Genomic DNA, 24688 nt, shown 5'->3' with positions numbered 1-24688 from the left:
CACCTCCTTCATCTATTATTAAGTACTATTTCCCTAATTAGCTGCTTCATAACCACTATTTTTCGGCCGTTCCCTCCGGCAATCCTAACCCGATGACCTTGATACCTCGCGGTGATAATTAAATACCTTTAAAAGTCCACCACTCTAGAGCATTTTGTCTGGAGCTAAATATTGTTTATACTAATAACAGCATATAACTAAGAAGGTTTTTATTTATGAAGGTTGCTTCAATGAAATTTAAATTAGCCGGAGGGCGAATTTTCAAAACTGGAATAGCCGTTTTTGTAACGGCTCTAATTTGTCATCTTATGAACTGGCCAGCCATGTTTGCGGTAATTACAGCTATTGTGACGATTGAGCCCACAGCAGCCGATTCCATTAAAAAAGCTTTTGTCCGCTTCCCTGCCTCAGCGATTGGTGCAGGTTTTTCGGTGCTGTCCACATTTTTATTTGGAGACACTCCCATTTCCTATACGTTTGTCTCCATTGCCACTATATTTGCTTGCAATAAGCTAAAATTGCATGACGGCACCATTGTTGCTGCTTTGACAGGAGTTGCGATGATTTCGACTGTACATGATGATTATTTGTCTTCTTTTTTAATCAGGCTAGGAACCACTTCTACAGGGTTGATTGTTTCTTCCCTGGTGAATCTGTTTGTCATGCCTCCTAATTACTCGTTGACTATTTCTAACAGAATCCATGCGGAGTTTTTGAAAGCAGGGGATATCCTCAACAGAAGGTGCACGGAATTATTCAACGGACAGGCTTATGTGAAACAGCTTCGCCATGAGTTTCAGATGCTTATCAATGAAATTGAAAAAACAGAAACTCTTTGCTCTTATCAAAAGGATGAATGGAGGTACCATTCCTTTCAGCGGAAAGAGGCAAGGAAGTTCCATTACGCATATAAAAAATTGAAAATCCTTCGTCTCCTAGCCTTTCATATTGGAAATTTAATCTACCTTCCCTCGCACCATTTACAATTGGAGCCTGATAAAAACATGCTCCTTTCCTCGTCCATTCAAGTCCTCAGAACCATCTATTACAGCGGAGCTTTTTCCTTTGGAAAACAGGAACAAATTATGAGGAATGAACTAAAGGATTGGTTCCTGAAGCAAAAATCAGCCATGGAATCTGAAAAATCTAAAATCGGGGAGAATGCACAGCTATCCCCTGAAACAATGGTGTTATATGAGCTCTTATCTATTTATGATTTAACTAAGCAGCTTTCCACCATCCACCATCAAGGGCAAAAGCACAGAAAACATGGCATCAAACCTTATCGTGGTTAATCCAGCTGTTTGTCTAAAGTCATTGAAATTAAAAAAACAGGCCTTAAGATCTATGGCCTGTTTTTTTACATTATTCGGTTATAACAACCGGACCGTTTTTAGTGATGATCAAGGTATGTTCATACTGTGCCACAAAGCTGTTATCAGTGACATAAGTCCAGCCGTCATCCAGCTGATAGACTTCTTCATCTTTTGTGGAAATAAATGGTTCAAAGGCGATGACCATGCCTTCCTTCAGAAGTTCATCATCCCAAGGCTCATTGTAATTATAAATATGGTCCGGCGCTTCGTGGATGGTGCGTCCAATTCCATGGCCGGTTAGATTTTTAATTACAGTCAAACCATTTTGCTTTGCTGTTCTGAACACTGCTTTCCCAAGACCGCTTTTTTTAGAGCCCGGCTTTGCTTTTTTTAGACCTTCCTCAAAAGCCTCTTTAGCGACAGCACAAATCTTTGTCAAGATCTCATCGCCTTTCCCAACAACAACCGAAATGCCGGTATCGGCAAAATAGCCATTTTTGGAGCCGGAAACATCGATATTGATCAGATCCCCCTCTTTGAGAGCCCGCTTCCCCGGTATTCCATGTGCCACTTCTTCATTTACACTGATACAAGTATAACCCGGAAAATCATATTCCCCTTTAGGTGCGGAAACGGCGCCCGCCTTCTCAAACAGCTCACCGGCAATTTCGTCGAGTTCTTTTGTCGTAATGCCTGGTTTGGCTCTGCGGACTAGTTCATCCCGAATGGATCCGCATATTTTCCCGATTTCTTTTAATCCATTTATATCTTCTTCTGTTTTTGCAATCATACTTTCTTCCCACCTATTTTAAATTGTTAATCTTCCTTTTTCCTTATAGATTGTACCTTAAGCGATCAAAATACCCAAACAGGATGTTTCAGCAGAGACGAATCTTCAATGTGTCCAGTATTCACTCCTGAACAGGGATGTTTGATGAACGTAAAACACAGCGTGAGAACCGAACCCTCTTCCCCTTCCGTTCATTCGGGTCTTAGTTAATTAACCCTCTTTTTCCAATCGAATGACAGGTCATTGTCCAATGTAAAAAGCAGACCTTCTGTTTGTGCCAAAGGTCTGCTAAGCTGGTTTATTCCCCTAGATCGACATTGTGGTAGACTTGCTGAACATCTTCCAGATCTTCCAGAGCATCAATCATTTTCTCAAATTTAGCTTGGGCATCTTCCGGGATTGTCACATCATTCTGGGCAAGCATCGTGAGTTCAGCAACCGTAAATTCTGTGATACCCGCAATCTTGAACGCTTCCTGGACGGCATGGAACTGATCGGGTTCGGCATAGACGATTACTGAATCATCTTCTTCAATGATATCCCTTACGTCCACATCCGCTTCCATTAACAGCTCAAGTACTTCGTCCGCGCTTTTCCCTTCGACACCAATTACCGCAGTTGCATCGAACATATAGGCTACGGAGCCGCTCACACCCATGTTTCCGCCGTTTTTCCCAAAAGCTGCACGCACATCGGAAGCAGTACGGTTCACGTTATTTGTCAATGCATCAACGATTACCATTGAACCGTTTGGACCAAACCCTTCGTACCGGAGCTCATCAAAGTTTTCCTCTGATCCGCCTTTAGCCTTTTCAATGGCACGGTCGATGATATGTTTGGGAACACTGTAGGTTTTGGCGCGTTCAAGGACAAATTTTAATGCCTGATTAGATTCAGGATCCGGCTCTCCCTGCTTTGCTGCCACATAAATTTCCCGTCCAAATTTAGCGTAAATACGACTCGTGTTGGCGTCCTTTGACGCTTTCTTTTCTTTAATATTATTCCATTTACGACCCATTATGAACACTCACTTTCAACATTGAATCTACATTTATCTTGCAATGACTCTATTGCGATTAAAAGTAATGCAGTCTGTTTTATCACAGATAATATTATACCTTAAAAGAGGTATTTGTTAAGAGGATAATGATTAAAAAATAGATTAGCACCTTGCCTTGTCCAACCCTTTAATAAGAATATTGGGTAAATTAGCGAACATATGGTAATTTATTAAGAGATATATGATAATCTTGATTGAATCCTCTTGAAAGGGATTACACCATTTAACAAGACTAAAGGAGATTTATGAAAATGACGACGGAATTGACTAAAAGGCCTTGTTCCGATTCAAGGGTAATCCAGACAAACAGAGTTTTGCCGCTGGATACAAATAACCTTGATACTTTGTTCGGGGGAAAATTGATGTCTTCCATAGATATCGTTGCCTCAATATCGGCAGCCAAACACTGCCGTTCTGAATGCGTTACAGCTTCGATGGATTCGGTCGATTTTCTGAAGCCAATCCGCCAGACAGAAGCAGTCCATTTGGAATCCTTTGTCACATATACTGGCTCCAGCTCAATGGAAGTGTTCGTTAAAGTTATTGCCGAACACTTGATTACTGGCGAATCAAAGGTGGCAGCGACCAGCTTCATTACCTTTGTATCCCTCGACGAGAATGGCAAACCTAAAAAAGTACCGGCTGTCTATCCAGAGACCGAGGAAGAAAAATACTTATTCCATTCCGCAGAAGACAGGATGAAAGTTAGGAAAAACCGCAGGAAACTCAGTACATATCTTGCCGAGCAAATTGAAAAATATCATTTTTAATTCTTGGAAAGGCAGGCGTTCTAACCTGCTAAGATATATGAAAAAACTCAGAAATCAAGATATAAAAAAGATTGCAAGGAGACTGGCCCCTGCAATCTTTTTAGGTTATATTCATTGATTTACTGGCTCCTCACTTTTTATCCGGTCGAACTCTTAACAGTCTCAGCCCGTTTAAGGTGACAATCAGAGTGGCTCCCATATCAGCAAAGATGGCAATCCACAGAGTCAGCCACCCGGGGATGACCAGCAGCAGTGCCAGCAGTTTGACACCAAGGGAGAAGGTGATGTTTTGCTTAATGATCCGAAGCGTCTTCCTGCTAAGCTGGATGGTAAAAGGAAGCTTTTTCAGGTTATCTCCCATTAAGGCAATATCAGCAGTTTCAAGCGCGGTATCCGTTCCGGCTCCACCCATGGCAATGCCGATTGTTGCAGCTGCAAGGGCTGGAGCATCGTTTACCCCGTCGCCAACCATCGCCACATTTCCATACTTCTCCTTGAGCTGTTTAACAGCAGCCAGCTTATCCTGCGGGAGAAGCTCCGACTTTACTTCCGTTACCCCTGTACGCTCGGAAATAGCATTTGCGATATCCCGGTTGTCTCCAGTAAGCATGATCGTTTTTTCGATCCCAAGCCTATGAAGATCAGCAATCACTTCCCTGCTGCTTTCCCTGACTTCATCCGCAGCTGCAATGATGGCCAAAACCTCTTGCTCTGTTCCAGCAACCATCACCGTTTTCCCCTGTTCCTGCATTTCTCTGATTAGAGTTTGGACCTTATCGGACAATCCACTTGCGAGCATTTCGGCAAACATTCTTGGATTGCCAACATAAAAAGTAACTCCTGCTATACGCCCTTTTATCCCTTTGCCTGTTATGGAAGTGAAATCCTCTATTTGCACTTGAGAATAGTTAATGCCATCTTCCTCCGCCTTCTTGATGATGGCGGAAGCCAGAGGGTGCTGTGATCGAAGTTCCAGTGCGGCAACGGCACTGGCAAGGGAATCATCCTTCTCGGCTTTCATGTAAACATAATCGGTTACAGTCGGAATTCCCTCCGTCAGGGTACCTGTTTTATCAAAGGCTACAGCCCTTATGGCACCTGTTTGTTCCAGATAAATGCCGCCTTTGATCAAAACACCATTTCTCGCAGCGTTGCCGATTGCGGTAACAATCGAAACCGGAGTCGAAATAACCAGGGCGCATGGACAGCCCACTACTAATGCAGCCAGACCTTGATAAATCCACTCGCTCCAATCTCCATTGAACAGCAAGGGCGGAATCACAGCTACAAGTACAGCGGCCAGAATGATGGCCGGTGTATAATATTTTGCAAATTTATCTACAAAGGCCTGGGAAGGGGCCCTCTCTGCCTGCGCTTCCTCCACAAGATGAATGATCTTGGCAATCGTGGTGTCTTCCACCCTTTTCGTCACCTGTACTTCCAGTAATCCTTCACCATTTAAGGTGCCGGCAAAGACTTCGTCACCTGGTACCTTTTCCGCTGGGACAGACTCGCCTGTAATGGCTGCCTGATTTACAGCTGAGACACCGTTTGCCACTAACCCATCCATGGCAATTTTTTGGCCTGGCTTGACCAGCATGATGTCCCCAATTTCAATATCTTCAACACCAATCAGGATATCCTGACCATTACGGCGAACCAGGGCTTCATTTGGTGCTATATCCATGAGAGAGCGAATGGAATTTCTCGCCTTATCCATTGAATACTTTTCAAGGGCCTCGCTGATGGCAAAAAGAATGACCACTATCGCCCCTTCACTCCATTCCCCGATAATCGCTGCCCCAATGATCGCAATCGTCATCAAGGTTCTCATATCGAATTCAAGAGATGCCAAATTCTTAAAACCGGCAATGAACAGAGAAAATCCGCCTATTAAAATAGCTCCCAGGAATGCAGCAATAGTTATCAGGCTGCCCTCGCCATATAAAAATTGAGACAAATAGCCTAAAAGAACAAAAACAAGTGAACCCAGGACTGCCGCATGCTCCTTCCAGAACGGCTCCTTGGAGGGAGGAAGCACTTTTTGTTTTTCCGGGTAAAGACTTAAATTCTCAAATGCTCCTGCTTTTTCAAGCTCTTCAATCGTTACATTCCCGTAAACCGTAAGCTTCGAAGCGCCAAAGTTTACTTTTGCTTCAGAAACACCATCCAGGTGCTTCACGTTCTTTTCGAACTTATTGGCACAGCCTGCTCAGGAAAAGCCCTGGACCCGGTATACCTGTTTTTCTGCGGCAAGCTCATTTCCTTCAGCCATTGTCCTTCACCTCCCTTTGATGTTCAAATGCCACGGAGATCAATTGTCTGACATGAACGTCATCAAGTGAATAATAAACCAGTTTCCCTTCTTTTCGATATTTTGCAATTCCATGCTTTTTCAATAACCGCAAATGATGTGAGGCAGTAGCGGTGCTAGCATCCACAATATTGGCCACATCACATACACAGAGCTCTTCCTCTTCGGTAAGGGCCAAGGCAATGTTGAGCCTTGTTTCATCTGATAATGCTTTAAAAATTTTCGTAACATCCAAAACATTTTCCTTGCTTAATCTGACCTTTACCTTGTCAACTTTATCCTGATGAACACAATTTACCTGGCAGACATCCTGTTCCTTCATAAATAGCCTTCTCCCCAATATTCAAACGTTTATTTGATTATATTTTATTCAAATCTTTGTTTGAATGTCAAAGGTTTGCTATTAAAAATATCAGAAAATAAAAACTTTTAATTTTGCACTCTTTTTATCTTTCTTTTTATAAAACCTGTGCTATAATAAATCTTGTGACGCGGTAGTAACAAAATACGCGGATGTGGCGGAATGGCAGACGCGCTAGATTCAGGTTCTAGTGGTAGCAATACCGTGGAGGTTCAAGTCCTCTCATCCGCATCTAAAAAAGCAATCTACAAATGTAGATTGCTTTTTTTTATTATGTACCCTTTTTACTATGCTGTTTGCTGTCCTCATTCCCCTTGTACTACAGAGTTGCAGATCGAAAATCAAGACATTTTTCCTGTGTTATCTTGCTGAACTTAAAAACAGCTGCTTTGGGAGCAGCTGCCTTCAAAATATATTAGCCTGTAATATTTAAACTGTGGTTGTTCACAACTTCCAGCTCTTTCGTTGTCTGTTGCATTTCACTATTGCAAATTGGGCATGCCGGAACTGCACTGCTTTTAAAATTGTCGCGGACCCAGCAATTACAATCATCAGCTGTACATACCCATATCTTTGTTTCCGCAGTGACAATCTCTTCAGGAGGTTTTCTTCCAAATGCCATTACCTTCACGCTCCATTTCAATATTAGTTCAGATAAGCCAGTATAGATAATAAAAAAACTCATTTATTATAAAAAGCCTGTTTCCCAAAAACTTCTTATAATAAATGAATCTTCTCTAAATTTATGATCTTCTCCTATCATAACATAGTTTATCTTCAATTCCAAAATTATCTACCTTTGTTGAAAAAGCTTGTTACTGACCCAACCCTCTTATGATATGCGAAAAAGCAAAATAAATACCTCTTTTTTTAAAAGCAAAGTAAAAGAAAATAAAAAATCCAATTCCATCAATTAAAGGTCGTACAAGCACCAAAGGCTGAATACATATAGTACGAGCATTGATTCTTCTTGGTAAATGGGGGTAACAAGCTTGAGTGTATTTTTAAGTTATGTATTCCTTGGACTTTCCCTCGCTGCCCCAATAGGACCGGTTAACGCAGCCCAAATGGACAAGGGAATTAAAAGCGGCTTTTTTCATGCATGGCTGCTGGGATTAGGTGCGTTAACAGCAGATGTCGTTTATATGCTTGCTGTGTATATGGGTGTAGTCCGATTTCTTGAAACTCCCTTCATGCAAACCTTTTTATGGCTGTTTGGTTTTTTTGTCCTAATGTATACAGGGGTGGAAACCATTATGGGCGCTGGTAAAGTGGTTATGCAGCAGCAAAGACAAACAGAATCCCGCTGGAAATCTTTCCTCTCTGGATTCATGATGTCTATTTCCAATCCGCTGACCATTTTATTCTGGCTGGGCATTTATGGTTCTGTTCTTGCCAGGACCGCTTCCACCTATGGAACCAGTGAATTGGTGGTGTACAGCTCGGCCATTATCCTTGGCTTGGTCCTTTGGGATATTGTAATGGCAGGGATTTCCAGCAGCTTCCGCAAGCTATTAACGAGCCGTCTCCTAACCTTCATTTCCATCCTGTCTGGTTTATCCCTGATTGGGTTTGCCGTCTATTTTGGCATCCAGGCTGCCAAAGTTTTATTTTAAATTCATCTTTGAACTGTACATACTCGGATATTCCGCGGGAATCAGCCATGTAACCAAAATTAACAAAATGTTGGACTAGAAAGAATAGGCTAACTGGAAAAGCCGTCAGCAAAAACTGCGGACGGCATGTTTTTTGATTCCAGCCGGGACCTTATCATGCATGACCTTAACCCCTGTAGCCTCCATAGCCTCCATAGTGACCGCCGCCATGATGTCCGCCGTGGTGTCCGCCATGGTGTCCGCCATGATGTCCGCCATGGTGTCCGCCATGGTGGCCTCCGTGATGGCCTCCGTGATGGCCTCCGTGATGTCCATATCCACCATAACCTCCGTAGCCTGGGTATCCGCCATAGCCCCCGTAGCCTCCATGTCCTCCGTAGCCTCCATGTCCCCCGTAACCGCCATATCCTCCATATCCACCGTAACCGCCATATCCAGGCTGACCATAAGATCCATAGCCTCCATAGCCTTGCGTTCCATAACTCCCTAGAATTCTCTCATCCTCGTACATAATATCGCTCCCTTATATAGGTTTCAGTCTAAAGTATGTCATCTTAACCTATTCGTGCAGGGCTATCACCCAGATTTTCGTAAAAACCAGAAACCGCCCAAATTATGGCGGTTTCTGGTTTTTTATTCTATTGGAATCGTGCCCTGTGAACCTTTGCACCTTTTTTTCTTTTTCCCAGGGAGTTCCGGATAAAAAGGATAACGGCAATCACGCCTAAAAATATCAGGGAGATAAAAAATCCAGGACGGCTTGCCTTGTCAAGAAGGGTCCCACTCACAGCCAGCAGGATCAGGATTATACCCGCATACCTTTTACCTTCATCCAACCCGGTCAATTTAATAATCCTTTTATAAGAAAAAAGGAGAAAAAGCCAATTATAGAGGAGCATCAGACCGGCTGCAGTTGTTAAATATTCGTAAATACTGTCAGGCATGGCAAGGGCTAGGATAATGGAAGTTATTAAACCTAAAACAGTTAATCCCAAGGCAAAATGAGGAACCTTCAATATCCCCTTTTTCGCCAGCACTTTTGGAGCATCACCGTCTTTAGCCAGAGTAACGATCATGCTTGTGACAGCAAAAAGGGAGGCACACATGGTCGAGAAACCGGCGATAATCATCGCACCATTAAAAAGATGGGGCACGAACGGGAGATGATAATGATCCAGGGTCGTCACAAACGGACTTTCTTTTGTTGTGAAATCATCGAAAGGTACTAGCACAACAGCCAGTGTAATGGCGATCAAATAGATGGTGGCAAGCAGAATCAGCATCATATGCCCGGCTTTTGGCGCATCTTCTTTCTTTTTTAATCTTGGGGCCATTATTCCCATAATTTCAATCCCGCCAAAAGCGTAAAAAGCAAAAATCAACGCTGTCCATAGTCCCCTGTAGCCTTCAGGAAAAAATTCGCCCATCGTGCCCGGCATATTGACCCCATGGCCCTGCCCCTTAAAAACTCCAAAAACAGCAAGGGTTGCAAGCACGAGAAACATCACAATAGCCGCCACCTTGATAACGGCAAAAATATTTTCCATTTTCTCAAACCCGTGTGTACCAGATAAAACTACTGCAAGGCCAAGTATGGCGAAAATACAAGCAAAAACCCAGAGCGGGATATTTGGGAACCAAAAACGTGAGAATAACGACAAAGCTGTTAATTGACTGCCCATGATGAGCAGTTCTGACCCCCAGTATACCCAGCCGCTGGAAAATCCCGCCCAGTGCCCGAAGGCTTTTTTAGCATAGGAACGGAATGAACCTTTTTGCGGATCCTTGGCTGACATTTTTGCAAGTGCATCAAAGACAAGATAGGTTCCTGCTGCAGCAAGTGCAAACACTAGAATAGCCGAAGGGCCTGTCATTGTTATTGCAAGGGCCGATCCAAGGAAAAAGCCGGTACCAATGATACAGCCTATCCCAATCATTGATAGCTGCCACCACACCAGTTTCTCTTCAGAGCCACTTTTACTACTCATTTTGTATCCCTCCCATTTTGTCTCCTTTTATTGTTGTATTTGGGAAGGAGAAATATGTACAATAGGCAGGAAGAGCAGAAGCATGTTTTACCATTTCAGGACAAGCTGTGCCTAATACCAGACAACATGCGCAGCACTTTCGATTATTTGATTGTTTTAGGAAGTTTCGTTATATAATAATGATGATTAAAATAAAAGGATGATGTAACTATGGAAATTACTGGCCATACGATGGAAATACTGCAGGACCCATTCGGCCTTCTTGGCGGAAACCGATATGAGTTTTTCTTATATATTGATGTTGATGAAGAGGACGAATTGTATACTGAAAATGGTCTTTTATTAAAAGTCATTTTCTCAGGTGATGAGGAGAACCCAAGAATCCTCCAATATTATTTCATTGAACGGGCTACGGGGAAAGTTCTCGATTTTGCCCTTGAGGAAGAAGAAGAAGCGCTGGTAAAAGAGTATTGCCTAAATAACTTATCAGAAGAGAAATTTGAAGAAGAATAAAAACAAGCAGGGATGGTCCCTGCTTGTTTTTATTCTTCAAGCCCTTTTCCTTCTTCGATGATATGATAAAGCAGGTGGGCAAGATGATGCACCGGACCATACTCCTCTTCGTCTTCACTTGACTCTTCATTGAATTCCAGATCATTCAGGTATAAAGCCATAAATTCGTAAAAATCCTTCAGTTCAAAGCCATAACAAGCTGTTGGCTCCTCATTGTTTTCCTCGTATTGAAGCATGAGGTATGATTCCTTGCCGTTGGAATCCTCAGCATCAAAAAAAACAAAAAAACCAATATTGGTATCGAGCTCAAACAAATGCCTTGTTCCGCCAGCTGTAATTGTGTTGTAATCATCCTCGTTAAACTTTTGAACGTTCATTGCCTCCACTTGATCCTCGGCATGAAAGTGTACCTTAAAGGTTTGCATACCCTCACTCCTTTATTTTAATTTCCTTTGATACAATTTTATTTTGCTCGCATGGAAGTCAGATTAGTCTTTGTCACTGTAAAAGACGTGAGCAAAGTCGGCCTTGTCCCCTAATCTCAGGATTCCAAAAGAATATTGCTTTTGTCTCCGTTTATCAGTAGCAGAACCTGGATTAAACATCAGTAATCCGTCTTCCGTTTTTAAAAGAGGGATATGCGAGTGCCCAAAGATAATACAATCTACTTCATCCCTGCTAAAAGCAGCCTTTGCCCGTTTTTCGGTTGACCGGCCTGAACCGTGTCCATGAACAAGACCGATCCTGTATCCGCCGGCAATAATTATTTCCTTGCTGTTTAAAAATCTCCCTAGCTCAGGGGTGTCCACATTTCCAGTCACACCAATGACTTTTCCGAGCTTTTTAAATTCCTGATATACCTCCATTGTCTGCCAGTCACCGGCATGAAGAATCAGATCGGCACTCTGTGCTTCCTCAATCAGTCTTTGCGGCATAATCTTTGCTCTCCTGGGCATATGGGTATCGGAAACGATAATAATCTTCATGGAGCCACCCTTACAAATTCTCCGGAAAAATGTTTCCCGGAACAAGATTTTAGCTGGGCAGCAGTTCTGCCCGCATAACATCGTTTTACCCTTGTATCGATTCCATTACTCGTGTTAATTATATTACCCAATCACAAGGCAGGATTAATCAAGGATAGCTGCTGGTCATTTCCCTTGGATGATGACCTTTTCTCCGGCTCTCTATCTCGGATTTCGTCTTCATTCCGTTCATGATGCCCCTTTCTTCGGCCCACTTCTCAGTACTATGGTTACCTTTTACTCTCTTTTCCCTCACCCTTTGTTTCACCGCGGATAAACCTTTTACAACTTAACTCTTGTATTCAGTGACATCATAATAATCCTTAGTATCTTTGTAACGGTTGAACTCGACATCAAGGTCATGGAAATAGCGATGCAGCTTTAAGAGGATCTGCTTATCTTTTGCACCGGATTCAACCTGCTTTGCATATGTAGAAATACTTTCAAAATCTGTCTGCAGCGCCTTGTTATCGGTTTGGACGGAAGCCATTAAAGCTAAAATATCGCCTGCAATCTTTTTTTGATCTGTCCATTTAACGGAGTCAATACCGCCCCACCCCAGGCTTTTATTATACTTTTCGTGAAAATCGGCAATAAATACCCCAACATTTTTGTAGCCTTTATTCGATTCACCATCTTTAAATTGGGCTACCTGCTCACTTGCTCCTGCCTCACTCCCGCCGCCTGTGGCAGATTTCCCCTGGCCAAAGTTCAATGCAGTGTAACCATAATAGGCCCCAAAGAGAATAGCCATCATCCCGAATATGATGATGCTGGTTGTCCACTTATTTTTCCTTTTCATGTGCTAACCAGGCCCCCTTTCTATTTCTGTCAAATCTGCGGTGAAAAACTTCCGTAACTAATTTGACATCAATCTAATGAAATCCTTTAAAACTTTCCAATTTACAACTTTTAAATTCAACAATAGAGCTAAGCAGACTTCTATAAAATAAACCTAGATGCTTGCCCCATCCAATGGAAAGCTGTGAGCTATTGTCACTCTCTTGTTGAATTAACGGTCCATAAAAACCCGGAATAAGCCAAAAAAAAAGAAATCGCCCCGGTTGAAGGCGGTTTCTTCTATTTGTTCTATGCTTCTTTCTTTGCTTTCGGTACGGCCCTTTTTCGTTTGGCCGTCTCCTTTTTAGTTTTTCCTGCTGGTGCCGCCGGTTTAGTTCGGTCAATCGAGGCCTGAAGTGCAGCCATTAAATCCGTCACATTGGTGACAGGCTCTTTTTCTTTTGCTGTTACTACTTCCTGCCCTGTCCGCTTGCTTTCAATGAGATCGAGAAGGGCTGTCCTGTAATCATCCGTATACTTTTCAGGATTGAATTCAGTTGTGAGCTGCTCAATTAACATGATTGCCGTATCCAGTTCCTTTTCAGTAACCTTGTCCTCCGAAGGAACACTGGGAACATCAGCGGCTTTGCGAACCTCGTCAGGAAAATGGATCGTTTCCATTACAAGGGTATTTTCGTACACTCGAATAACCGCAAGCTGTTCTTTTGCCCGAATGATAATTTTGGCAAGACCTACTTTTTTGGATTCTTCCAGTGCTTTCCTCAATAGGGAGTAGGCCTTGCCTCCGCCTTCATTCGGAGACATAAAATAACTGCGGTTAAAATAAATCGGATCAATCTGATCCATTTTGACAAAATCAATGATTTCGACTGCTCTGTCCTCATTTTCCTTGCGTAAATTTTCAAGCTCTTCATCTTCAAGCACAACATATTTTCCTTTTGTATACTCGTAGGCTTTTACAATATCCTCTGGCTTTAGTTCGACTTCACACACGGAACAAACCTTTTCGTATTTGACAGGTGAATGGCACTCCTTGTGGAGAGTTCGCAATTTTATATCCTTATCTTCTGTGGCCGTATGAAGTTTAACCGGAATATTGACAAGCCCGAATGAGATGCTTCCTTTCCACATCGTATGCATGGTCAGAACTCCATTCTATAGTGGTTTATTAGTGTTAATTTCTGCAGAACCGCGATATTCATCCTTATAAACATTTGCCAGTGCATTAGTTCGCTTACTATCTGGAAAGCTAACCCTAAATATATACCTGAAAGGAGCCTGAAAATGAAACCAATGCTCCCCACTCTTACTTTTGAAGCCCCTAAGGGTGATGATTGGCAATATGAAGTGAAGTTTGATGGCTTCCGGGCTTTTCTGAAATGGGATGATGAAATCAGTCTGACAAGCAGGAACGGAAAGCCGCTCCTCGATATATTTCCCGAAATTAGGGCTTTTTTAGAGGATAAGAAAGAAAAGTTTGCCCCGCTTTTGCCGCTGGTTTTGGATGGAGAACTAGTGGACCTCGTAAACGCCTATAAAGCGGATTTTGGAGCACTGCAAATTCGAGGCAGAATGAGATCAACTGAAAGAATTAAGGAAAAAGCGAAAAATAAACCCTGCAGGCTTATGGTTTTTGACGTCCTCACACTTAGGGGAAAAGATATGACCTCACTGCCTTACGAGGAGAGACACAGGGAACTAGTCAACATTTTTGAGGAAGCCGGCCTCCCGCTTGCTCCGGACACCTCTGATTCCCAGCTCGTCCAATTAATTACTTCAGAAGAAAATTTTCAGCAGCTATGGGACCATGTAGTTTTAAACGATGGGGAGGGCATTGTCGCTAAACATACTAAGAGCCGGTGGGAGGAAGGAAAGCGGACCGATAAATGGTTTAAATTCAAGAATTGGAAGTATGTGAACTGTTTTATCACGGCCTATGAAAAGTCCAATGGGTACTTTTATGTTTCAGTTTATAAAGGCCGGGAGCTTCATCCGCTCGGGGCGGTACTCTTTGGATTTAAGCCAGATGAAAAGGCAGCTCTGGCCCAGACCATAAAAGGCAACCATTCAGGGGAAGATGACCGGTTTATTTATGTCAACCCAGGCATATGCCTTGAGGTTAAGTACCTTGAACTCTATGAAGAGCAAATGCGTGAGCCTCATTTCCATCAATTCCGATTTGACCTCAAGCCAGAAGAATGCACGTATGAAAAATTTGCGCAGCAGCAAAAAAATATTCCCTCAGGTATTGAAATTACCCATCCAGATAAACCGATTTGGGAGGAAACTCCTGTTCAAAAGGCGGATTTCATTCGTTACCTTCAAGAAATTTCACAGCATATGCTCCCGTTTTTAAGGGACCGGCTGCTGACCGTAATCCGCTATCCGCACGGTCTCCTTGGCAAAGAGGCCTTCTATCAAAAAAATTGCCCGGATTATGCACCCGATTTTATCCGTACCTCACTGTCTGATGGAATCGACTATATCGTATGTGATGATCTGAAAACACTGCTGTGGCTCGGAAACCAAATTGCCATTGAATACCATATTCCTTTTCAGACCATCAGCAGCAAGGGGCCTGATGAAATTGTATTCGACCTCGACCCTCCCTCAAGGGATCATTTTCAACTGGCCGTACAGGCAGCCCGGATGATCAAAGAGGTACTAGACCAGCTAGAATTGATCAGTTTTATCAAAACCTCCGGGAATAAAGGGCTTCAGGTTTATATCCCTCTCCCTAAAGACAGGTACAGCTATGATGACACGAGGCTGTTTACTACTTTTATCGCCCAGTACCTTGTCTCCAGGGAGCCTGAACTGTTTACGGTCGAGCGTATGAAGAAAAATCGCGGCGGCCGCCTTTATGTCGACTACGTACAGCATGCAGAAGGGAAAACGATCATTTGCCCCTTCTCGCCCCGCGGTACGAAAACAGCTACAGTGGCGGCGCCTTTATTCTGGGATGAAGTAGATGAGAATCTTTCAATCGAGTCCTTTAAGGTGACCAATATGGTGGAGAGAATAAACAGAAAAGGCTCACCTTTTGCAGATTATTTTTCTGTAAAAGAAGTGCAGGCTTTCGACCCAGTACTTAAGGTATTACGAAAAAAATAGTCCTGCGGTCCCAAAAGCAAAAAACCCCGATAAAAGCATGCTACGCTTTTATCAGGGTTTTTTGACATTTTATTTGTTCAGGACAGATTGCGCATGCTCCTGCAGCTTTCTGTACAACTCCTGTTCGCTATATTCTTCTTTTTCCATTACAAAGCCATTTTCTGTATCAATGCTTGCCTTATACAGATAGGTTGCATTGCCAATCAAGTCAATTTTGTAGGAATCCTCATATTTATGCACCACGCAGCGCACCATCCCACCGTTGTTAAAGACAGAGATGTTTTCTTCTGCCTGGTTTTCACCGATCAGGCAAGTGACGAGGCTGGATGCAGACATTGCTGTACCGCAGGCATTGGTGAAGCCAACTCCCCGTTCAAAAGTCCGTACATAAATCTGATTCTTGCCCAGGACCTTGATAAAGCTGACATTGACTCCGTCCGGAAACAATTTGTTCGGTCCATTTACTTTTTCACTCAGTTCTTTCTGCAAACTGGAATCAAGCTGGGAATCATTGACGATCGCAGCAAGGTGCGGGTTTGGTACCGCAACGGCAGTAAACACAAGCTCGTCATTCAGCTGCGGAAGCCGCTCCTGAATGAGTGTCTCCTGGTCGATAACGAGAGGAAGATCTCTTACCTGAAAGGATACAGGAGAAATCCCCACCAGGTAGGTTGGGATACCAGGGAAGATATCCTCTTCCTTTTTCACCTGTAAATCGGCCTTCATGGTTTCAACTATTATTTCTTCCAGTCCAAGCTTTTCACAAATATAACGGCCGGCACAACGAAGGCCGTTTCCGCACATGGATGCCTCTGAACCATCCGAGTTGAATACACGCATACGTCCATCCGCTTTTTCACTGTTCAATATATACAGGATCCCGTCGGCTCCAAGGGAGGAATCTCTGTCACAAAGTTGTTTTGCCAGCTCTGCGCGACGTTCCTCCGTAAAGCCGTAATCACGGTCCATTTCATCGATCAGCAAAAAGTCATTGCCTGACCCATGGCACTTTATTAGTTCAATCATCATAATGGAAGCCTCCAAATTCTTTTACTATAATAAAAGATGCCATAATTTTGCTGAATGTTCAATAAAGAATCCAATTTTCCCTGGTAATGGAGCTGATGGAATGAATGAACCTTATAAATTTTCGTTTTTTATTACAGAAGTTGAAACAGCAGAAAAAGGACTAAATGAAAAAATTGCCGTAGTGGAAACCTCCTGTGTTCATCCCCAGGCAGGAAAAACGGCCGGAATCATCCGGGTGCGCTTCAACGATTTCGGCATCTTCCCTAATCCTGAAGATATAGCTGCCTTTACCAGCCAGCTTTCACTTAGACGCGCCCTTGCAGCAGAGATTAAACGGTATATAAAGCCGCAAAAACCATTTTTATAGGTGATGGTGATGATATTCACTTGCCACAGTTCATTACGGGAAATAGGCAATCACGCTCAAGGAAGTTTCTTGATTTCTTTCTCGAGAAATTCCTTCGTCATCCCTCCCACCGATTTGCTGCGGATGACGCCATTTGCATCGATAAAGAAGCTGGTTGGATAAGCCAGGATTTCATAATCACTTGAAACCCTGTTTTTTTCATCCATTGGAATCAGGAAGCTCAACTCGTATTTTTTCACAAATTCGCTGACATCCTTTTCGGATTTTTCCGTAACCGTACTGTTGACGGCGAGGATTTCAAATCCCTCTTTTTTATATTTATCATACATTTCCTGCATGTATGGCATTTCAGCTTTGCAAGGCGGACACCAGGTGGCCCAAAAATTCAGGAGTACCTTTTTCCCGCGGTAATCGCTGAGTTTTACTTCATCGCCGTTTAGTGTCTGCAGGGTAAAGTCCGGTGCACGATTTTTTACCTCAAGCCCTTCCGGAAGATCTTCAGGATTGGCTATTTTGCTGTATTGACCTGAAAGGCCTGCCTGGCTGAGCATTCCTTGGTCTTTTAAGATGGTCAGGTCAACAATTAGTAATACAGCCAGGATGGAAGCTGCAACCATCAGAAATTTCTTCATGTGTAAACACCCTCCTCTAACTCTATTTTAAGAAGTGTGGACAAAAAAATGAATTCTTTTATGTAAATAAGTAAATCATTAAACTTAAACTTCGCAACACTAGCATTCCTTCCCTAAACAGCTGCAATATTACCAGGCAGCCAGACGTTCTGCCGCAAGCTTCGCGTCCTGATAGCCCTGAACATACAAGTTTTCAAGCTTTACCGGATTCCTCTCAATCCGGCCAACATCCAGCGGCTTTGCAGGCCGTATTACGACCGTATTTCCCTTTTTCTCTTCCTCCCTCAAATACTCTACGGTTTCATTATACTTCCGGTACCGGTCGGCAAGCGCCCTTTGAAGCCCAGTATACTCAGGATATTTTCTTTTTACGAGAAAATGGAATTTTGACGGTTTTTTTAAATAGCCTTCATTTCTGGTGAGTATGACTACATTCCGTTTATTGCCATCCTTCTGTGATTTCCCTAAAGGAATCGGGTCGCTTATTCCGCCATCAAGCAATATCCTGTTTTTAAAGTGAATTTCCGGAGCAATGAACGGCAATGAGCTGGAGGCCTTGATGGCCTTAAGCATTTCCTCACCATAATCCTCTTTTGTTAAATATACAGGTTCACCAGTAAGGCAATCCGTGGTCCCGATCACAAATTGTGATTTACTTTTGAAAAATTCATCGTAATCAAAAGGTACAAGCTTATTTGGAATTTCATCAAAGATAAAATCCATTCCAAAGAGCTGACGATTTTTAAAATAATTTCTCCATGAAAGATAACGCGGGTCCTTTACTAATTCAATATTTACTCTTTTATTTCTTCCCTTTTGCTTGGAAAGATAAGATGCAGCCATCGCGGCACCCGCTGATACACCGATTACATACGGAAAGGAAATTTCCTTTTCCAGGAAATATTCAAGCACTCCGGCTGTATATACCCCTCTCATTCCGCCCCCTTCAAGAACAAGGCCAGCGTCTACAGACATTGTCATTCTCCCTTTCTCCAATCGACTTTAATAGTTTTGCCTGCTGTTATCTTCGTTTCCAACAGGCACACCAGGCAAAGAGTAGTATACCATTTCCTTTCAAAACCTCGCTTAAAACAGCTTTTACGAGTTTTTAAAGTACCAGTCCCCTCCTTGAAGCAGGTTTATTTTATACATGTTAATTCATTAATTATTTTTTAACGAAGGGTTAAAGATTGTTAACTATTGGAAAAACCTGTTTTCTTTATTTAAAAAGCTTGTATGATGAGATTGTATAAAAAAATTGTTTTACAGAGGAGGCAATTAAAAAATGAAAAACCTGCAAAAATGGCTTTTGACTTTGATGGCTGCTTTTATGCTGACAGGGGTTGCCACAGGCTGTACCAATGCGAATAGCGAAGAAGAAACGGAAGAAAACCAAGAAGTTGAAGATGACACGAATGATGATACAGAAGCGGAAGATACGGAAGAAGATGCCGCCGACGATGAAACCAATACAGATGATACTGAAGAAGAAGGTCAATAATAAATCAAGAGCGGGCTGTGCCGGTAACGGAACCAGCCCGCTTTTTTATTGGATACCGGATGACTATCACTTGTGATTCGTTAGCTCCAAAGTAGAATTTTAGGTTATCAGTCAATCCCAGTACCAAAAAAAGTGCCAGGAGACTCCCTGGCACCTCTCTTGATATTGAACCTCCCCTGTTCCAGATTATGTGAACAAATCAGCCGTCAGAGCTTTATAGAATCCGAAAAATAAATGGAATCCTGTATTGTTCTCCCTCATAGGCCTTGATCGCCCCCATAACAGTGAATATAACTGCCATCACTGCCACAATTGGCAACAAGAACATTCCAATCAATATAACCATTAAAAGTCCACTGATAAACGAATAAACAGCATATGAAATAAGAAAGTTGAAATATTCTCTCCCATGATAATCGATATAGCCCGAATGATCTTTTTTCACCAGCCAAATGACGAGCGGGCCAATGAACACCGTAAAAAAGCTAATCGCATACATTGCTGCAGCAAACAGTCTTTCCTCATGGCTTGGCATGGACCGGTCCCCCTGATTTTTCTATTTAGTTAAAACTCGAGTAAATTTAACCTCTTACCATTTCCACTCCAGGATTACTTGTAAATTGAGCTGTATTTTATTGAATATGTATGATGATCAGTTCTTGTTTAGGACAACTTGAATACATTTGTTATACAAACAACTTCTTCCGAGGTGAATGAAAAGATGATGTCAAAAATAGAGGCATTTATCCTTGGAATCATCCAAGGACTGACTGAATTCCTGCCAATCTCCAGCACCGGGCATCTTTTTCTCGGCCGGCATCTTTTTGGGCTGGATGAAGCCGGTCTGTTCCTCGACACAATGCTTCATACCGGCACATTGCTGGCTGTTCTGGTCATCTATAAAGAAGAACTACTGGGCATCCTGAAAAACCCCTTTGGGAAGACTACATGGCTGCTTGTGATTGGCACCATTCCGGCGGTAGCAGCCGGAGTACTGTTCAGTGATTTTTTTGACTCGATATCGAAGACTGGAAGTACAATTGGGTGGGAATTTATTGTGACCGGTTTTATCCTTTGGGTGGCTGACGGAGTAAAAAAAGGAAAAAAAAATATGAGCCAGGTCACCTATCAGGATGCTTTTATCATCGGGATTTTTCAGTCTGCAGCCATTATGCCGGCTCTCTCCCGATCAGGACTTACCATTGCCGCAGCCCTGTTTCGGAAGCTTGACAGGGAAACAGCAGCTTATTTTTCTTTTTTGCTGTCCATACCTGCCATTGCCGGCGGGATCCTCTACCAGCTGCCAAAACTTTTTGAAGGGACTGCTGAAGGCGTTTCCCTTGGAAGCCTGTTAGTGGCTACAATTGCAGCAGCCCTTTCCGGTTACATAGCAGTGGTATGGATGATCCAGTATCTAAAAAAGAATTCATTAAAAGTTTTTGCTGTCTACGTCTGGGCTTTAGGGCTGCTGGTCCTAATCCTGCAGTATGCAGGAATCTTTTGAAATGGAGGAATCTCCAATGGCACAAAACTGTTACTGTAAAAATCAGGGGTTCGGGAAATGAGAAAAATATTATTAAAAAATGCACGGGTCTATCCAATTGTCTTTAACCCGCTTCACCATTGTGATGTATTGATTGATTCCGGAAAAATCAGCTCAATTGGCCCAAACCTTCCTTCTGAAGCAGGCATGGCTGTCATTGATTGTTCAAACAGTTACCTCTTCCCCGGTTTTATTGATGTCCATACCCATTTGGGCCTGTACGATGAAGGTACAGGCTGGGCAGGAAATGATGCCAATGAAACAATTGAACCGCTTAGTCCGCATATCCGGGCAATTGACGGAGTTTATCCTCTGGACCCCGCTTTTCTGGATGCGGTCAAATCCGGCATCACCACCGTCCATGTCATGCCGGGGAGCTCAAATGTAATAGGAGGAACAACTTCTGTTATAAAAACGTCCGGAAAAAATATAAAACATATGCTGCTCCGGGAAACAGCAGGTTTGAAAATAGCTCTTGGGGAGAATCCCAAGCGGATGCACAGCCAGGGAAACAAAGATTCCATAACCAGAATGGGAATCATGGGGATGTTAAGGGAAGCTTTTTACGAGGCGAAACATGCGGATAACCCGGAGGCACTCCGGATTATCCCTCTTGTCAAAGCACTTAATAGAGAAATACCAGTCAGAGTTCATGCCCATCGAGCGGATGATATCATTTCCGCAGTCCGTTTGGCAGAAGAGTTTGATCTTGATTTAAGGATTGAACATTGTACCGAGGGGCACCTGATTGCGGAAGAATTGTCTAACATAGGACTGAAGGTTTCTGTTGGCCCTACGCTAACCAGACGGTCTAAAATTGAACTGAAAAACAAAAGCTGGAACACGTACCAGGAGCTGACTCGCCACGGCATCGAAGTCTCCATTACCACAGACCATCCTTATACCCCTGTTCAATACTTGAACATGTGCGCATCAATCGCTGTCAGAGAAGGGCTGACAGAACAAAAAGCTCTCGAAGGGATTACCATTCTGCCTGCAAGAAACCTGGGAATCGATGAGAGACTTGGAAGTATTGAGGCCGGAAAGGATGCGGACCTTGTCCTTTGGAACCAGCACCCTTTCCACTATCTGGCCAAACCAATCTGGACGATGATTAATGGCCAGTTTGTTTACCATAATGGCAAAAGCTTCAATTCCATTTTGTAGAAATTTGACTAAAAAAAGGGGCGCATTTCCGACAAAAAAACTATTCCCTTTTTATGATTTTTTTAGTATGATTTCTATGAAATTGTTTAACCGAAAAATTTCATATCGGAAAAGTAATGAGGGAAGGCAAATGGTGCGCCACCAGTATCCTGGTTCTAGTGGGTTCGATTCCCACCCCGAAATTTTTTAGCAATTTTACAAAAAATTTCGTGGGTGGGCCGTGTCTATTTCTTATGGGAATCGGACTGCCCTAAATGGAGGGATACTTATGCTCAAAAAACGTGATCTTCAGGATTGTCATGTCCTGTTTGAGCTTATGACGCATCCGGATGTCTTCCCTTTTGTTCGGCAAAAAGCATCCTCTTACGATGAGTTTGTTTTTATTACGAAGCAAACCATTGAAGCTGAAGAACGCGGGGAATTGATTTCCCGGACCATCCTTGATGACTGGGGAGCACCGATTGGAACCATTAATTTATTTGACATCCAGGACGGCGCCGGCTTTCTTGGCACCTGGATTGGGAAGCCCTATCATGGCAAAGGCTATAACAGTCCTGCCAAGGATGCTTTCTTTGAAGAGCTTTTTTATGAAAAAGAGATTGAAACCATTTTTATGCGGATCAGGAAAGAAAACATCCGGTCCATCAAAGCCGCTGAGAAGCTTCCTTATGCTGTCAAAGCAAATGAAACGAGAAGTTCCATTTATGAACAGTTAAATGCCGGCGGTGAAATCTATGACCTATACGAGATACCTAAGGATCAATATACCCTTTACCTTCGCAGGACACAAGCCCAGAACGAAGACGGCTCCCAGCTCCTCGAAGCTTAGAAATGAAAAATGCTGCACGGCTTGTGCAGCATTTTTTATGTTTTTTAAAGGTAAATCCTGTAGAAGCTCAAACAGATTGCCCAGTGGATTTTGCTTAGCCAGAATTTAGGAACTAACGCATTAATCCGATTCCAGTAATGTTGACGCAAGATATATCCATTCCCCACTAATGAAAGCGCTTAAATAATACGGAAGGATTATGCAATTGGTTGGCCTGGCACTTCCTTGTCCAAGTTGGGAAATTCGGATTAGTGCCTTGTTTTTAGATGATCCTCATATATCTTTTTAATTACGAAGGTCTTATGAAGCTCAAGTTTCTTTTTATCGATAGGATGCTTTGTAATCCCTGCACCTCTCAGCTTCTTGATATACCAGCCTTTTGAACCTGCAAATGCCACACCATCATCTCCTTTCATCCTATATAAATTTATATTCAGGATGCGAGAGGATAAGACCCCGGTTCTGCTTAATTATGCTATAATTCATTCTTGTATATTGTTAAACCCCAGCATATAACAAAAACCAATGAATGAGGAAATAGCATGAATCAAACACACTCTAAAAAAGAAAAGCTAAAGCAATTATTTTTTATTTTGTACCCTATCCTGATCACGCAAATGGCCATGTATGCCATGAATTTCTTCGATACGATGATGTCCGGCCATTACAGTCCTGCAGATCTCGCCGGAGTAGCTATCGGCTCTTCCTTATGGGTTCCTGTATTTACGGGGCTGAGCGGGATTCTCCTGTCAATGACTCCTATTGTTGCCCAGCTTGCAGGTGCGAAAAGGAATAAAGACGTAGCTTTCTCCGTTATTCAAGGCGTGTACCTTTCAATTATCATGGCATTGATCGTCCTGGGAGCAGGAGCACTGGTTTTAAATCCAATACTCACTCAGATGAATCTGGAAACCCATGTCAGAACAATTGCACATGAGTATCTAGTTGCTCTAAGTGCCGGAATCATACCCTTGTTTGTGTATAACGTATTGAGGTGTTTCCTGGATGCTCTCGGTAAAACAAGAGTATCAATGTTCATAACTTTAACGTCCCTGCCGCTCAATGCCCTTTTCAATTATCTACTGATTTACGGAAAGTTTGGGTTCCCCGAGCTTGGAGGGGCGGGCGCCGGATATGCTTCCGCGATCACTTATTGGCTGATAACGGTCATATCGCTGTTTATCATTATAAAAACAGAACCGTTCGCAAGCTATAATATTTTCAGCCGTTTTTACAGCGTCGATTTTTCCAAATGGAAAGAAATATTGAAGATTGGCATCCCAATCGGCTTTGCCATTTTTTTCGAAACAAGCATTTTTTCTGCAGTTACCCTGCTTATGAGCGGTTTTGATACAATTACAATTGCTTCACACCAGGCGGCACTGAATTTCGCCTCGTTCCTTTACATGGTCCCTTTAAGCATATCAATGGCCTTGACCATTGTTGTCGGTTTTGAAGTAGGGGCAAGACGATTCAGGGATGCTGCACAATACACCTGGATCGGTTTAACGATTGCCGTCCTTATGGCTGTATTATGCGGTCTTGTGTTAATTACATTCAGATACAATGTCGCGGGAATTTATACAACCGACCCTAAGGTTCTTGCCCTTACAGCAGAGTTTTTGCTGTACGCCCTGTTCTTTCAGCTCTCGGACGCTCTCCAGGCACCCATACAGGGCGCATTAAGAGGGTATAAAGATGTAAACATTACCTTCTTGATGGCACTTGTTTCGTATTGGATTATCGGCCTTCCCCTTGGCTACTACCTGGCAAACCATACAGGCCTTCATGCCTTTGGCTATTGGATTGGCTTGATTGCAGGACTTGCAGCAGGTGCCCTGTGCCTTCTCGGCAGACTGATCTTTATCCAAAGGAAACAGTCCAATGTCAGCCTTCGCGCACAGCAATAAATAGAAAGGCCAGCTGCACAATTTTGGCGCAGCTGGCTTTTT

The 24688-nt window shown here is 42.9% G+C and carries 28 protein-coding genes and 1 tRNA gene; 12 read left to right on the top strand and 17 right to left on the bottom strand.

Features of this window, described 5'->3' with window-relative positions; genetic code table 11:
• Positions 1 to 230: 230 nt before the first annotated feature.
• Positions 231 to 1295 (top strand): aromatic acid exporter family protein, encoded by a 1065-nt coding sequence (locus tag EV146_RS11525; RefSeq protein WP_132006057.1) that lies wholly within the window; start codon positions 231 to 233, stop codon positions 1293 to 1295.
• A gap of 70 nt (positions 1296 to 1365) precedes the next feature.
• Here EV146_RS11525 and map read toward each other — a convergent pair whose 3' ends face one another.
• Both map and EV146_RS11515 read right to left on the bottom strand, forming a co-directional pair.
• A complete protein-coding gene (map, locus tag EV146_RS11520; RefSeq protein ID WP_121612182.1) occupies positions 1366 to 2106 on the bottom strand; it encodes a type I methionyl aminopeptidase in 741 nt (246 codons plus the stop codon).
• 298 nt (positions 2107 to 2404) lie between these two features.
• Positions 2405 to 3124 (bottom strand): YebC/PmpR family DNA-binding transcriptional regulator, encoded by a 720-nt coding sequence (locus EV146_RS11515; RefSeq protein WP_121612181.1) that lies wholly within the window; start codon positions 3122 to 3124, stop codon positions 2405 to 2407.
• Between the two features lie 293 nt (positions 3125 to 3417).
• Here EV146_RS11515 and EV146_RS11510 point away from each other — a divergent pair, with 293 nt between their 5' ends.
• On the top strand, positions 3418 to 3936 hold the full coding sequence (locus EV146_RS11510) for an acyl-CoA thioesterase (RefSeq protein WP_121612180.1): 519 nt from the start codon (positions 3418 to 3420) through the stop codon (positions 3934 to 3936).
• Between the two features lie 130 nt (positions 3937 to 4066).
• Here the strand turns inward: EV146_RS11510 and EV146_RS11505 are convergent, their stop codons facing one another.
• Both EV146_RS11505 and EV146_RS11500 read right to left on the bottom strand, forming a co-directional pair.
• Entirely contained in the window at positions 4067 to 6211 is a 2145-nt protein-coding gene (locus tag EV146_RS11505; protein WP_132006054.1) for a heavy metal translocating P-type ATPase, read from the bottom strand.
• Positions 6204 to 6572: an ArsR/SmtB family transcription factor gene (locus EV146_RS11500; protein ID WP_132006051.1), complete on the bottom strand. Its 369-nt coding sequence runs from the start codon at positions 6570 to 6572 to the stop codon at positions 6204 to 6206. Before EV146_RS11500 ends, EV146_RS11505 begins: the two co-directional genes overlap by 8 nt.
• Positions 6573 to 6759: 187 nt before the next feature.
• Between EV146_RS11500 and EV146_RS11495 the strand changes: the two genes are divergently transcribed.
• A tRNA-Leu gene (locus EV146_RS11495) sits at positions 6760 to 6842 on the top strand.
• Between the two features lie 184 nt (positions 6843 to 7026).
• On the opposite strand, the gene EV146_RS11490 is transcribed toward EV146_RS11495, so the two are convergent.
• Positions 7027 to 7233 carry a cold-shock protein gene (locus EV146_RS11490; protein ID WP_132006048.1) on the bottom strand — a complete coding sequence of 69 codons (207 nt, stop codon included), beginning with the start codon at positions 7231 to 7233 and terminating at the stop codon, positions 7027 to 7029.
• 370 nt (positions 7234 to 7603) lie between these two features.
• On the opposite strand from EV146_RS11490, the gene EV146_RS11485 reads away from it, so the two are divergent.
• Positions 7604 to 8227, top strand: coding sequence for a LysE family transporter (locus EV146_RS11485; protein WP_132006045.1), 624 nt, complete (start codon positions 7604 to 7606; stop codon positions 8225 to 8227).
• Between the two features lie 166 nt (positions 8228 to 8393).
• On the opposite strand, the gene EV146_RS11480 is transcribed toward EV146_RS11485, so the two are convergent.
• On the bottom strand, positions 8394 to 8738 hold the full coding sequence (locus EV146_RS11480) for a hypothetical protein (protein WP_181215861.1): 345 nt from the start codon (positions 8736 to 8738) through the stop codon (positions 8394 to 8396).
• 127 nt (positions 8739 to 8865) lie between these two features.
• Positions 8866 to 10215, bottom strand: a complete 1350-nt coding sequence (locus tag EV146_RS11475; RefSeq protein ID WP_121612174.1) for an amino acid permease — start codon at positions 10213 to 10215, stop codon at positions 8866 to 8868.
• Between the two features lie 210 nt (positions 10216 to 10425).
• Between EV146_RS11475 and EV146_RS11470 the strand changes: the two genes are divergently transcribed.
• Positions 10426 to 10728, top strand: a complete 303-nt coding sequence (locus EV146_RS11470) for a DUF6509 family protein (protein ID WP_132006042.1) — start codon at positions 10426 to 10428, stop codon at positions 10726 to 10728.
• Between the two features lie 29 nt (positions 10729 to 10757).
• Here EV146_RS11470 and EV146_RS11465 read toward each other — a convergent pair whose 3' ends face one another.
• The 5 genes from EV146_RS11465 to ku form a co-directional block, all read right to left on the bottom strand.
• Positions 10758 to 11153, bottom strand: a complete 396-nt coding sequence (locus EV146_RS11465) for a cytosolic protein (RefSeq protein ID WP_132006039.1) — start codon at positions 11151 to 11153, stop codon at positions 10758 to 10760.
• A gap of 63 nt (positions 11154 to 11216) precedes the next feature.
• Entirely contained in the window at positions 11217 to 11714 is a 498-nt protein-coding gene (locus tag EV146_RS11460) for a metallophosphoesterase family protein (protein ID WP_132006036.1), read from the bottom strand.
• Between the two features lie 131 nt (positions 11715 to 11845).
• Positions 11846 to 11968 (bottom strand): hypothetical protein, encoded by a 123-nt coding sequence (locus tag EV146_RS28150; protein WP_277873214.1) that lies wholly within the window; start codon positions 11966 to 11968, stop codon positions 11846 to 11848.
• A 74-nt stretch (positions 11969 to 12042) separates the two neighbouring features.
• Positions 12043 to 12555, bottom strand: a complete 513-nt coding sequence (locus EV146_RS11455; protein ID WP_121612170.1) for a hypothetical protein — start codon at positions 12553 to 12555, stop codon at positions 12043 to 12045.
• Between the two features lie 287 nt (positions 12556 to 12842).
• Complete coding sequence (gene ku, locus EV146_RS11450) at positions 12843 to 13694, bottom strand: non-homologous end joining protein Ku (RefSeq protein WP_132006034.1); 852 nt, start codon at positions 13692 to 13694, stop codon at positions 12843 to 12845.
• Between the two features lie 144 nt (positions 13695 to 13838).
• Here ku and EV146_RS11445 point away from each other — a divergent pair, with 144 nt between their 5' ends.
• Entirely contained in the window at positions 13839 to 15668 is a 1830-nt protein-coding gene (locus EV146_RS11445) for a DNA ligase D (RefSeq protein ID WP_132006031.1), read from the top strand.
• A 69-nt stretch (positions 15669 to 15737) separates the two neighbouring features.
• On the opposite strand, the gene dapF is transcribed toward EV146_RS11445, so the two are convergent.
• Positions 15738 to 16697, bottom strand: a complete 960-nt coding sequence (dapF, locus tag EV146_RS11440) for a diaminopimelate epimerase (protein ID WP_132006029.1) — start codon at positions 16695 to 16697, stop codon at positions 15738 to 15740.
• A gap of 100 nt (positions 16698 to 16797) precedes the next feature.
• Here dapF and EV146_RS11435 point away from each other — a divergent pair, with 100 nt between their 5' ends.
• On the top strand, positions 16798 to 17064 hold the full coding sequence (locus EV146_RS11435) for a hypothetical protein (protein ID WP_121612166.1): 267 nt from the start codon (positions 16798 to 16800) through the stop codon (positions 17062 to 17064).
• A gap of 56 nt (positions 17065 to 17120) precedes the next feature.
• Here the strand turns inward: EV146_RS11435 and EV146_RS11430 are convergent, their stop codons facing one another.
• Positions 17121 to 17696: a redoxin domain-containing protein gene (locus EV146_RS11430; RefSeq protein ID WP_132006026.1), complete on the bottom strand. Its 576-nt coding sequence runs from the start codon at positions 17694 to 17696 to the stop codon at positions 17121 to 17123.
• Between the two features lie 129 nt (positions 17697 to 17825).
• Entirely contained in the window at positions 17826 to 18671 is an 846-nt protein-coding gene (locus EV146_RS11425) for a patatin-like phospholipase family protein (RefSeq protein ID WP_121613973.1), read from the bottom strand.
• A 310-nt stretch (positions 18672 to 18981) separates the two neighbouring features.
• On the opposite strand from EV146_RS11425, the gene EV146_RS11420 reads away from it, so the two are divergent.
• The gene (locus tag EV146_RS11420; protein ID WP_132006023.1) at positions 18982 to 19197 is read left to right on the top strand and encodes a hypothetical protein; all 216 of its coding nucleotides are present in this window, start codon (positions 18982 to 18984) and stop codon (positions 19195 to 19197) included.
• 214 nt (positions 19198 to 19411) lie between these two features.
• On the opposite strand, the gene EV146_RS11415 is transcribed toward EV146_RS11420, so the two are convergent.
• Positions 19412 to 19732, bottom strand: a complete 321-nt coding sequence (locus EV146_RS11415) for a DUF4870 domain-containing protein (RefSeq protein WP_132006020.1) — start codon at positions 19730 to 19732, stop codon at positions 19412 to 19414.
• 189 nt (positions 19733 to 19921) lie between these two features.
• On the opposite strand from EV146_RS11415, the gene EV146_RS11410 reads away from it, so the two are divergent.
• The 3 genes from EV146_RS11410 (at position 19922) to EV146_RS11400 (ending at position 22736) form a co-directional block, all read left to right on the top strand.
• On the top strand, positions 19922 to 20701 hold the full coding sequence (locus EV146_RS11410; protein WP_132006891.1) for an undecaprenyl-diphosphate phosphatase: 780 nt from the start codon (positions 19922 to 19924) through the stop codon (positions 20699 to 20701).
• A 57-nt stretch (positions 20702 to 20758) separates the two neighbouring features.
• Positions 20759 to 21907: an amidohydrolase gene (locus EV146_RS11405; protein WP_132006017.1), complete on the top strand. Its 1149-nt coding sequence runs from the start codon at positions 20759 to 20761 to the stop codon at positions 21905 to 21907.
• Positions 21908 to 22175: 268 nt separating this feature from the next.
• Entirely contained in the window at positions 22176 to 22736 is a 561-nt protein-coding gene (locus EV146_RS11400; protein WP_132006014.1) for a GNAT family N-acetyltransferase, read from the top strand.
• Between the two features lie 248 nt (positions 22737 to 22984).
• On the opposite strand, the gene EV146_RS11395 is transcribed toward EV146_RS11400, so the two are convergent.
• On the bottom strand, positions 22985 to 23134 hold the full coding sequence (locus EV146_RS11395; protein ID WP_132006010.1) for a DUF2639 domain-containing protein: 150 nt from the start codon (positions 23132 to 23134) through the stop codon (positions 22985 to 22987).
• Positions 23135 to 23278: 144 nt separating this feature from the next.
• On the opposite strand from EV146_RS11395, the gene EV146_RS11390 reads away from it, so the two are divergent.
• The gene (locus tag EV146_RS11390) at positions 23279 to 24646 is read left to right on the top strand and encodes an MATE family efflux transporter (RefSeq protein WP_132006007.1); all 1368 of its coding nucleotides are present in this window, start codon (positions 23279 to 23281) and stop codon (positions 24644 to 24646) included.
• Positions 24647 to 24688: the final 42 nt, after the last annotated feature.

The sequence above is a fragment of the Mesobacillus foraminis genome (assembly GCF_004340465.1).
GTDB lineage: Bacteria > Bacillota > Bacilli > Bacillales > Cytobacillaceae > Mesobacillus_B > Mesobacillus_B foraminis.
The sequence above is the reverse complement of the archived record's forward strand: the minus strand, read 5'-3'. Positions and strand labels throughout refer to the sequence as shown.

Bases quoted from the DNA above. Each gene is read 5' to 3' on its own strand.
- EV146_RS11525 (WP_132006057.1), top strand. From the start codon at position 231: ATGAAATTTAAATTAGCCGGAGGGCGAATTTTCAAAACTGGAATAGCC.
- map (WP_121612182.1), bottom strand. From the start codon at position 2,106: ATGATTGCAAAAACAGAAGAAGATATAAATGGATTAAAAGAAATCGGG.
- EV146_RS11515 (WP_121612181.1), bottom strand. From the start codon at position 3,124: ATGGGTCGTAAATGGAATAATATTAAAGAAAAGAAAGCGTCAAAGGAC.
- EV146_RS11510 (WP_121612180.1), top strand. From the start codon at position 3,418: ATGACGACGGAATTGACTAAAAGGCCTTGTTCCGATTCAAGGGTAATC.
- EV146_RS11500 (WP_132006051.1), bottom strand. From the start codon at position 6,572: ATGAAGGAACAGGATGTCTGCCAGGTAAATTGTGTTCATCAGGATAAA.
- EV146_RS11490 (WP_132006048.1), bottom strand. From the start codon at position 7,233: ATGGCATTTGGAAGAAAACCTCCTGAAGAGATTGTCACTGCGGAAACA.
- EV146_RS11480 (WP_181215861.1), bottom strand. From the start codon at position 8,738: ATGTACGAGGATGAGAGAATTCTAGGGAGTTATGGAACGCAAGGCTAT.
- EV146_RS11475 (WP_121612174.1), bottom strand. From the start codon at position 10,215: ATGAGTAGTAAAAGTGGCTCTGAAGAGAAACTGGTGTGGTGGCAGCTA.
- EV146_RS11470 (WP_132006042.1), top strand. From the start codon at position 10,426: ATGGAAATTACTGGCCATACGATGGAAATACTGCAGGACCCATTCGGC.
- EV146_RS11465 (WP_132006039.1), bottom strand. From the start codon at position 11,153: ATGCAAACCTTTAAGGTACACTTTCATGCCGAGGATCAAGTGGAGGCA.
- EV146_RS11460 (WP_132006036.1), bottom strand. From the start codon at position 11,714: ATGAAGATTATTATCGTTTCCGATACCCATATGCCCAGGAGAGCAAAG.
- EV146_RS11455 (WP_121612170.1), bottom strand. From the start codon at position 12,555: ATGAAAAGGAAAAATAAGTGGACAACCAGCATCATCATATTCGGGATG.
- ku (WP_132006034.1), bottom strand. From the start codon at position 13,694: ATGCATACGATGTGGAAAGGAAGCATCTCATTCGGGCTTGTCAATATT.
- EV146_RS11445 (WP_132006031.1), top strand. From the start codon at position 13,839: ATGAAACCAATGCTCCCCACTCTTACTTTTGAAGCCCCTAAGGGTGAT.
- dapF (WP_132006029.1), bottom strand. From the start codon at position 16,697: ATGATGATTGAACTAATAAAGTGCCATGGGTCAGGCAATGACTTTTTG.
- EV146_RS11435 (WP_121612166.1), top strand. From the start codon at position 16,798: ATGAATGAACCTTATAAATTTTCGTTTTTTATTACAGAAGTTGAAACA.
- EV146_RS11430 (WP_132006026.1), bottom strand. From the start codon at position 17,696: ATGAAGAAATTTCTGATGGTTGCAGCTTCCATCCTGGCTGTATTACTA.
- EV146_RS11425 (WP_121613973.1), bottom strand. From the start codon at position 18,671: ATGTCTGTAGACGCTGGCCTTGTTCTTGAAGGGGGCGGAATGAGAGGG.
- EV146_RS11420 (WP_132006023.1), top strand. From the start codon at position 18,982: ATGAAAAACCTGCAAAAATGGCTTTTGACTTTGATGGCTGCTTTTATG.
- EV146_RS11415 (WP_132006020.1), bottom strand. From the start codon at position 19,732: ATGCCAAGCCATGAGGAAAGACTGTTTGCTGCAGCAATGTATGCGATT.
- EV146_RS11410 (WP_132006891.1), top strand. From the start codon at position 19,922: ATGTCAAAAATAGAGGCATTTATCCTTGGAATCATCCAAGGACTGACT.
- EV146_RS11405 (WP_132006017.1), top strand. From the start codon at position 20,759: ATGAGAAAAATATTATTAAAAAATGCACGGGTCTATCCAATTGTCTTT.
- EV146_RS11400 (WP_132006014.1), top strand. From the start codon at position 22,176: ATGCTCAAAAAACGTGATCTTCAGGATTGTCATGTCCTGTTTGAGCTT.
- EV146_RS11390 (WP_132006007.1), top strand. From the start codon at position 23,279: ATGAATCAAACACACTCTAAAAAAGAAAAGCTAAAGCAATTATTTTTT.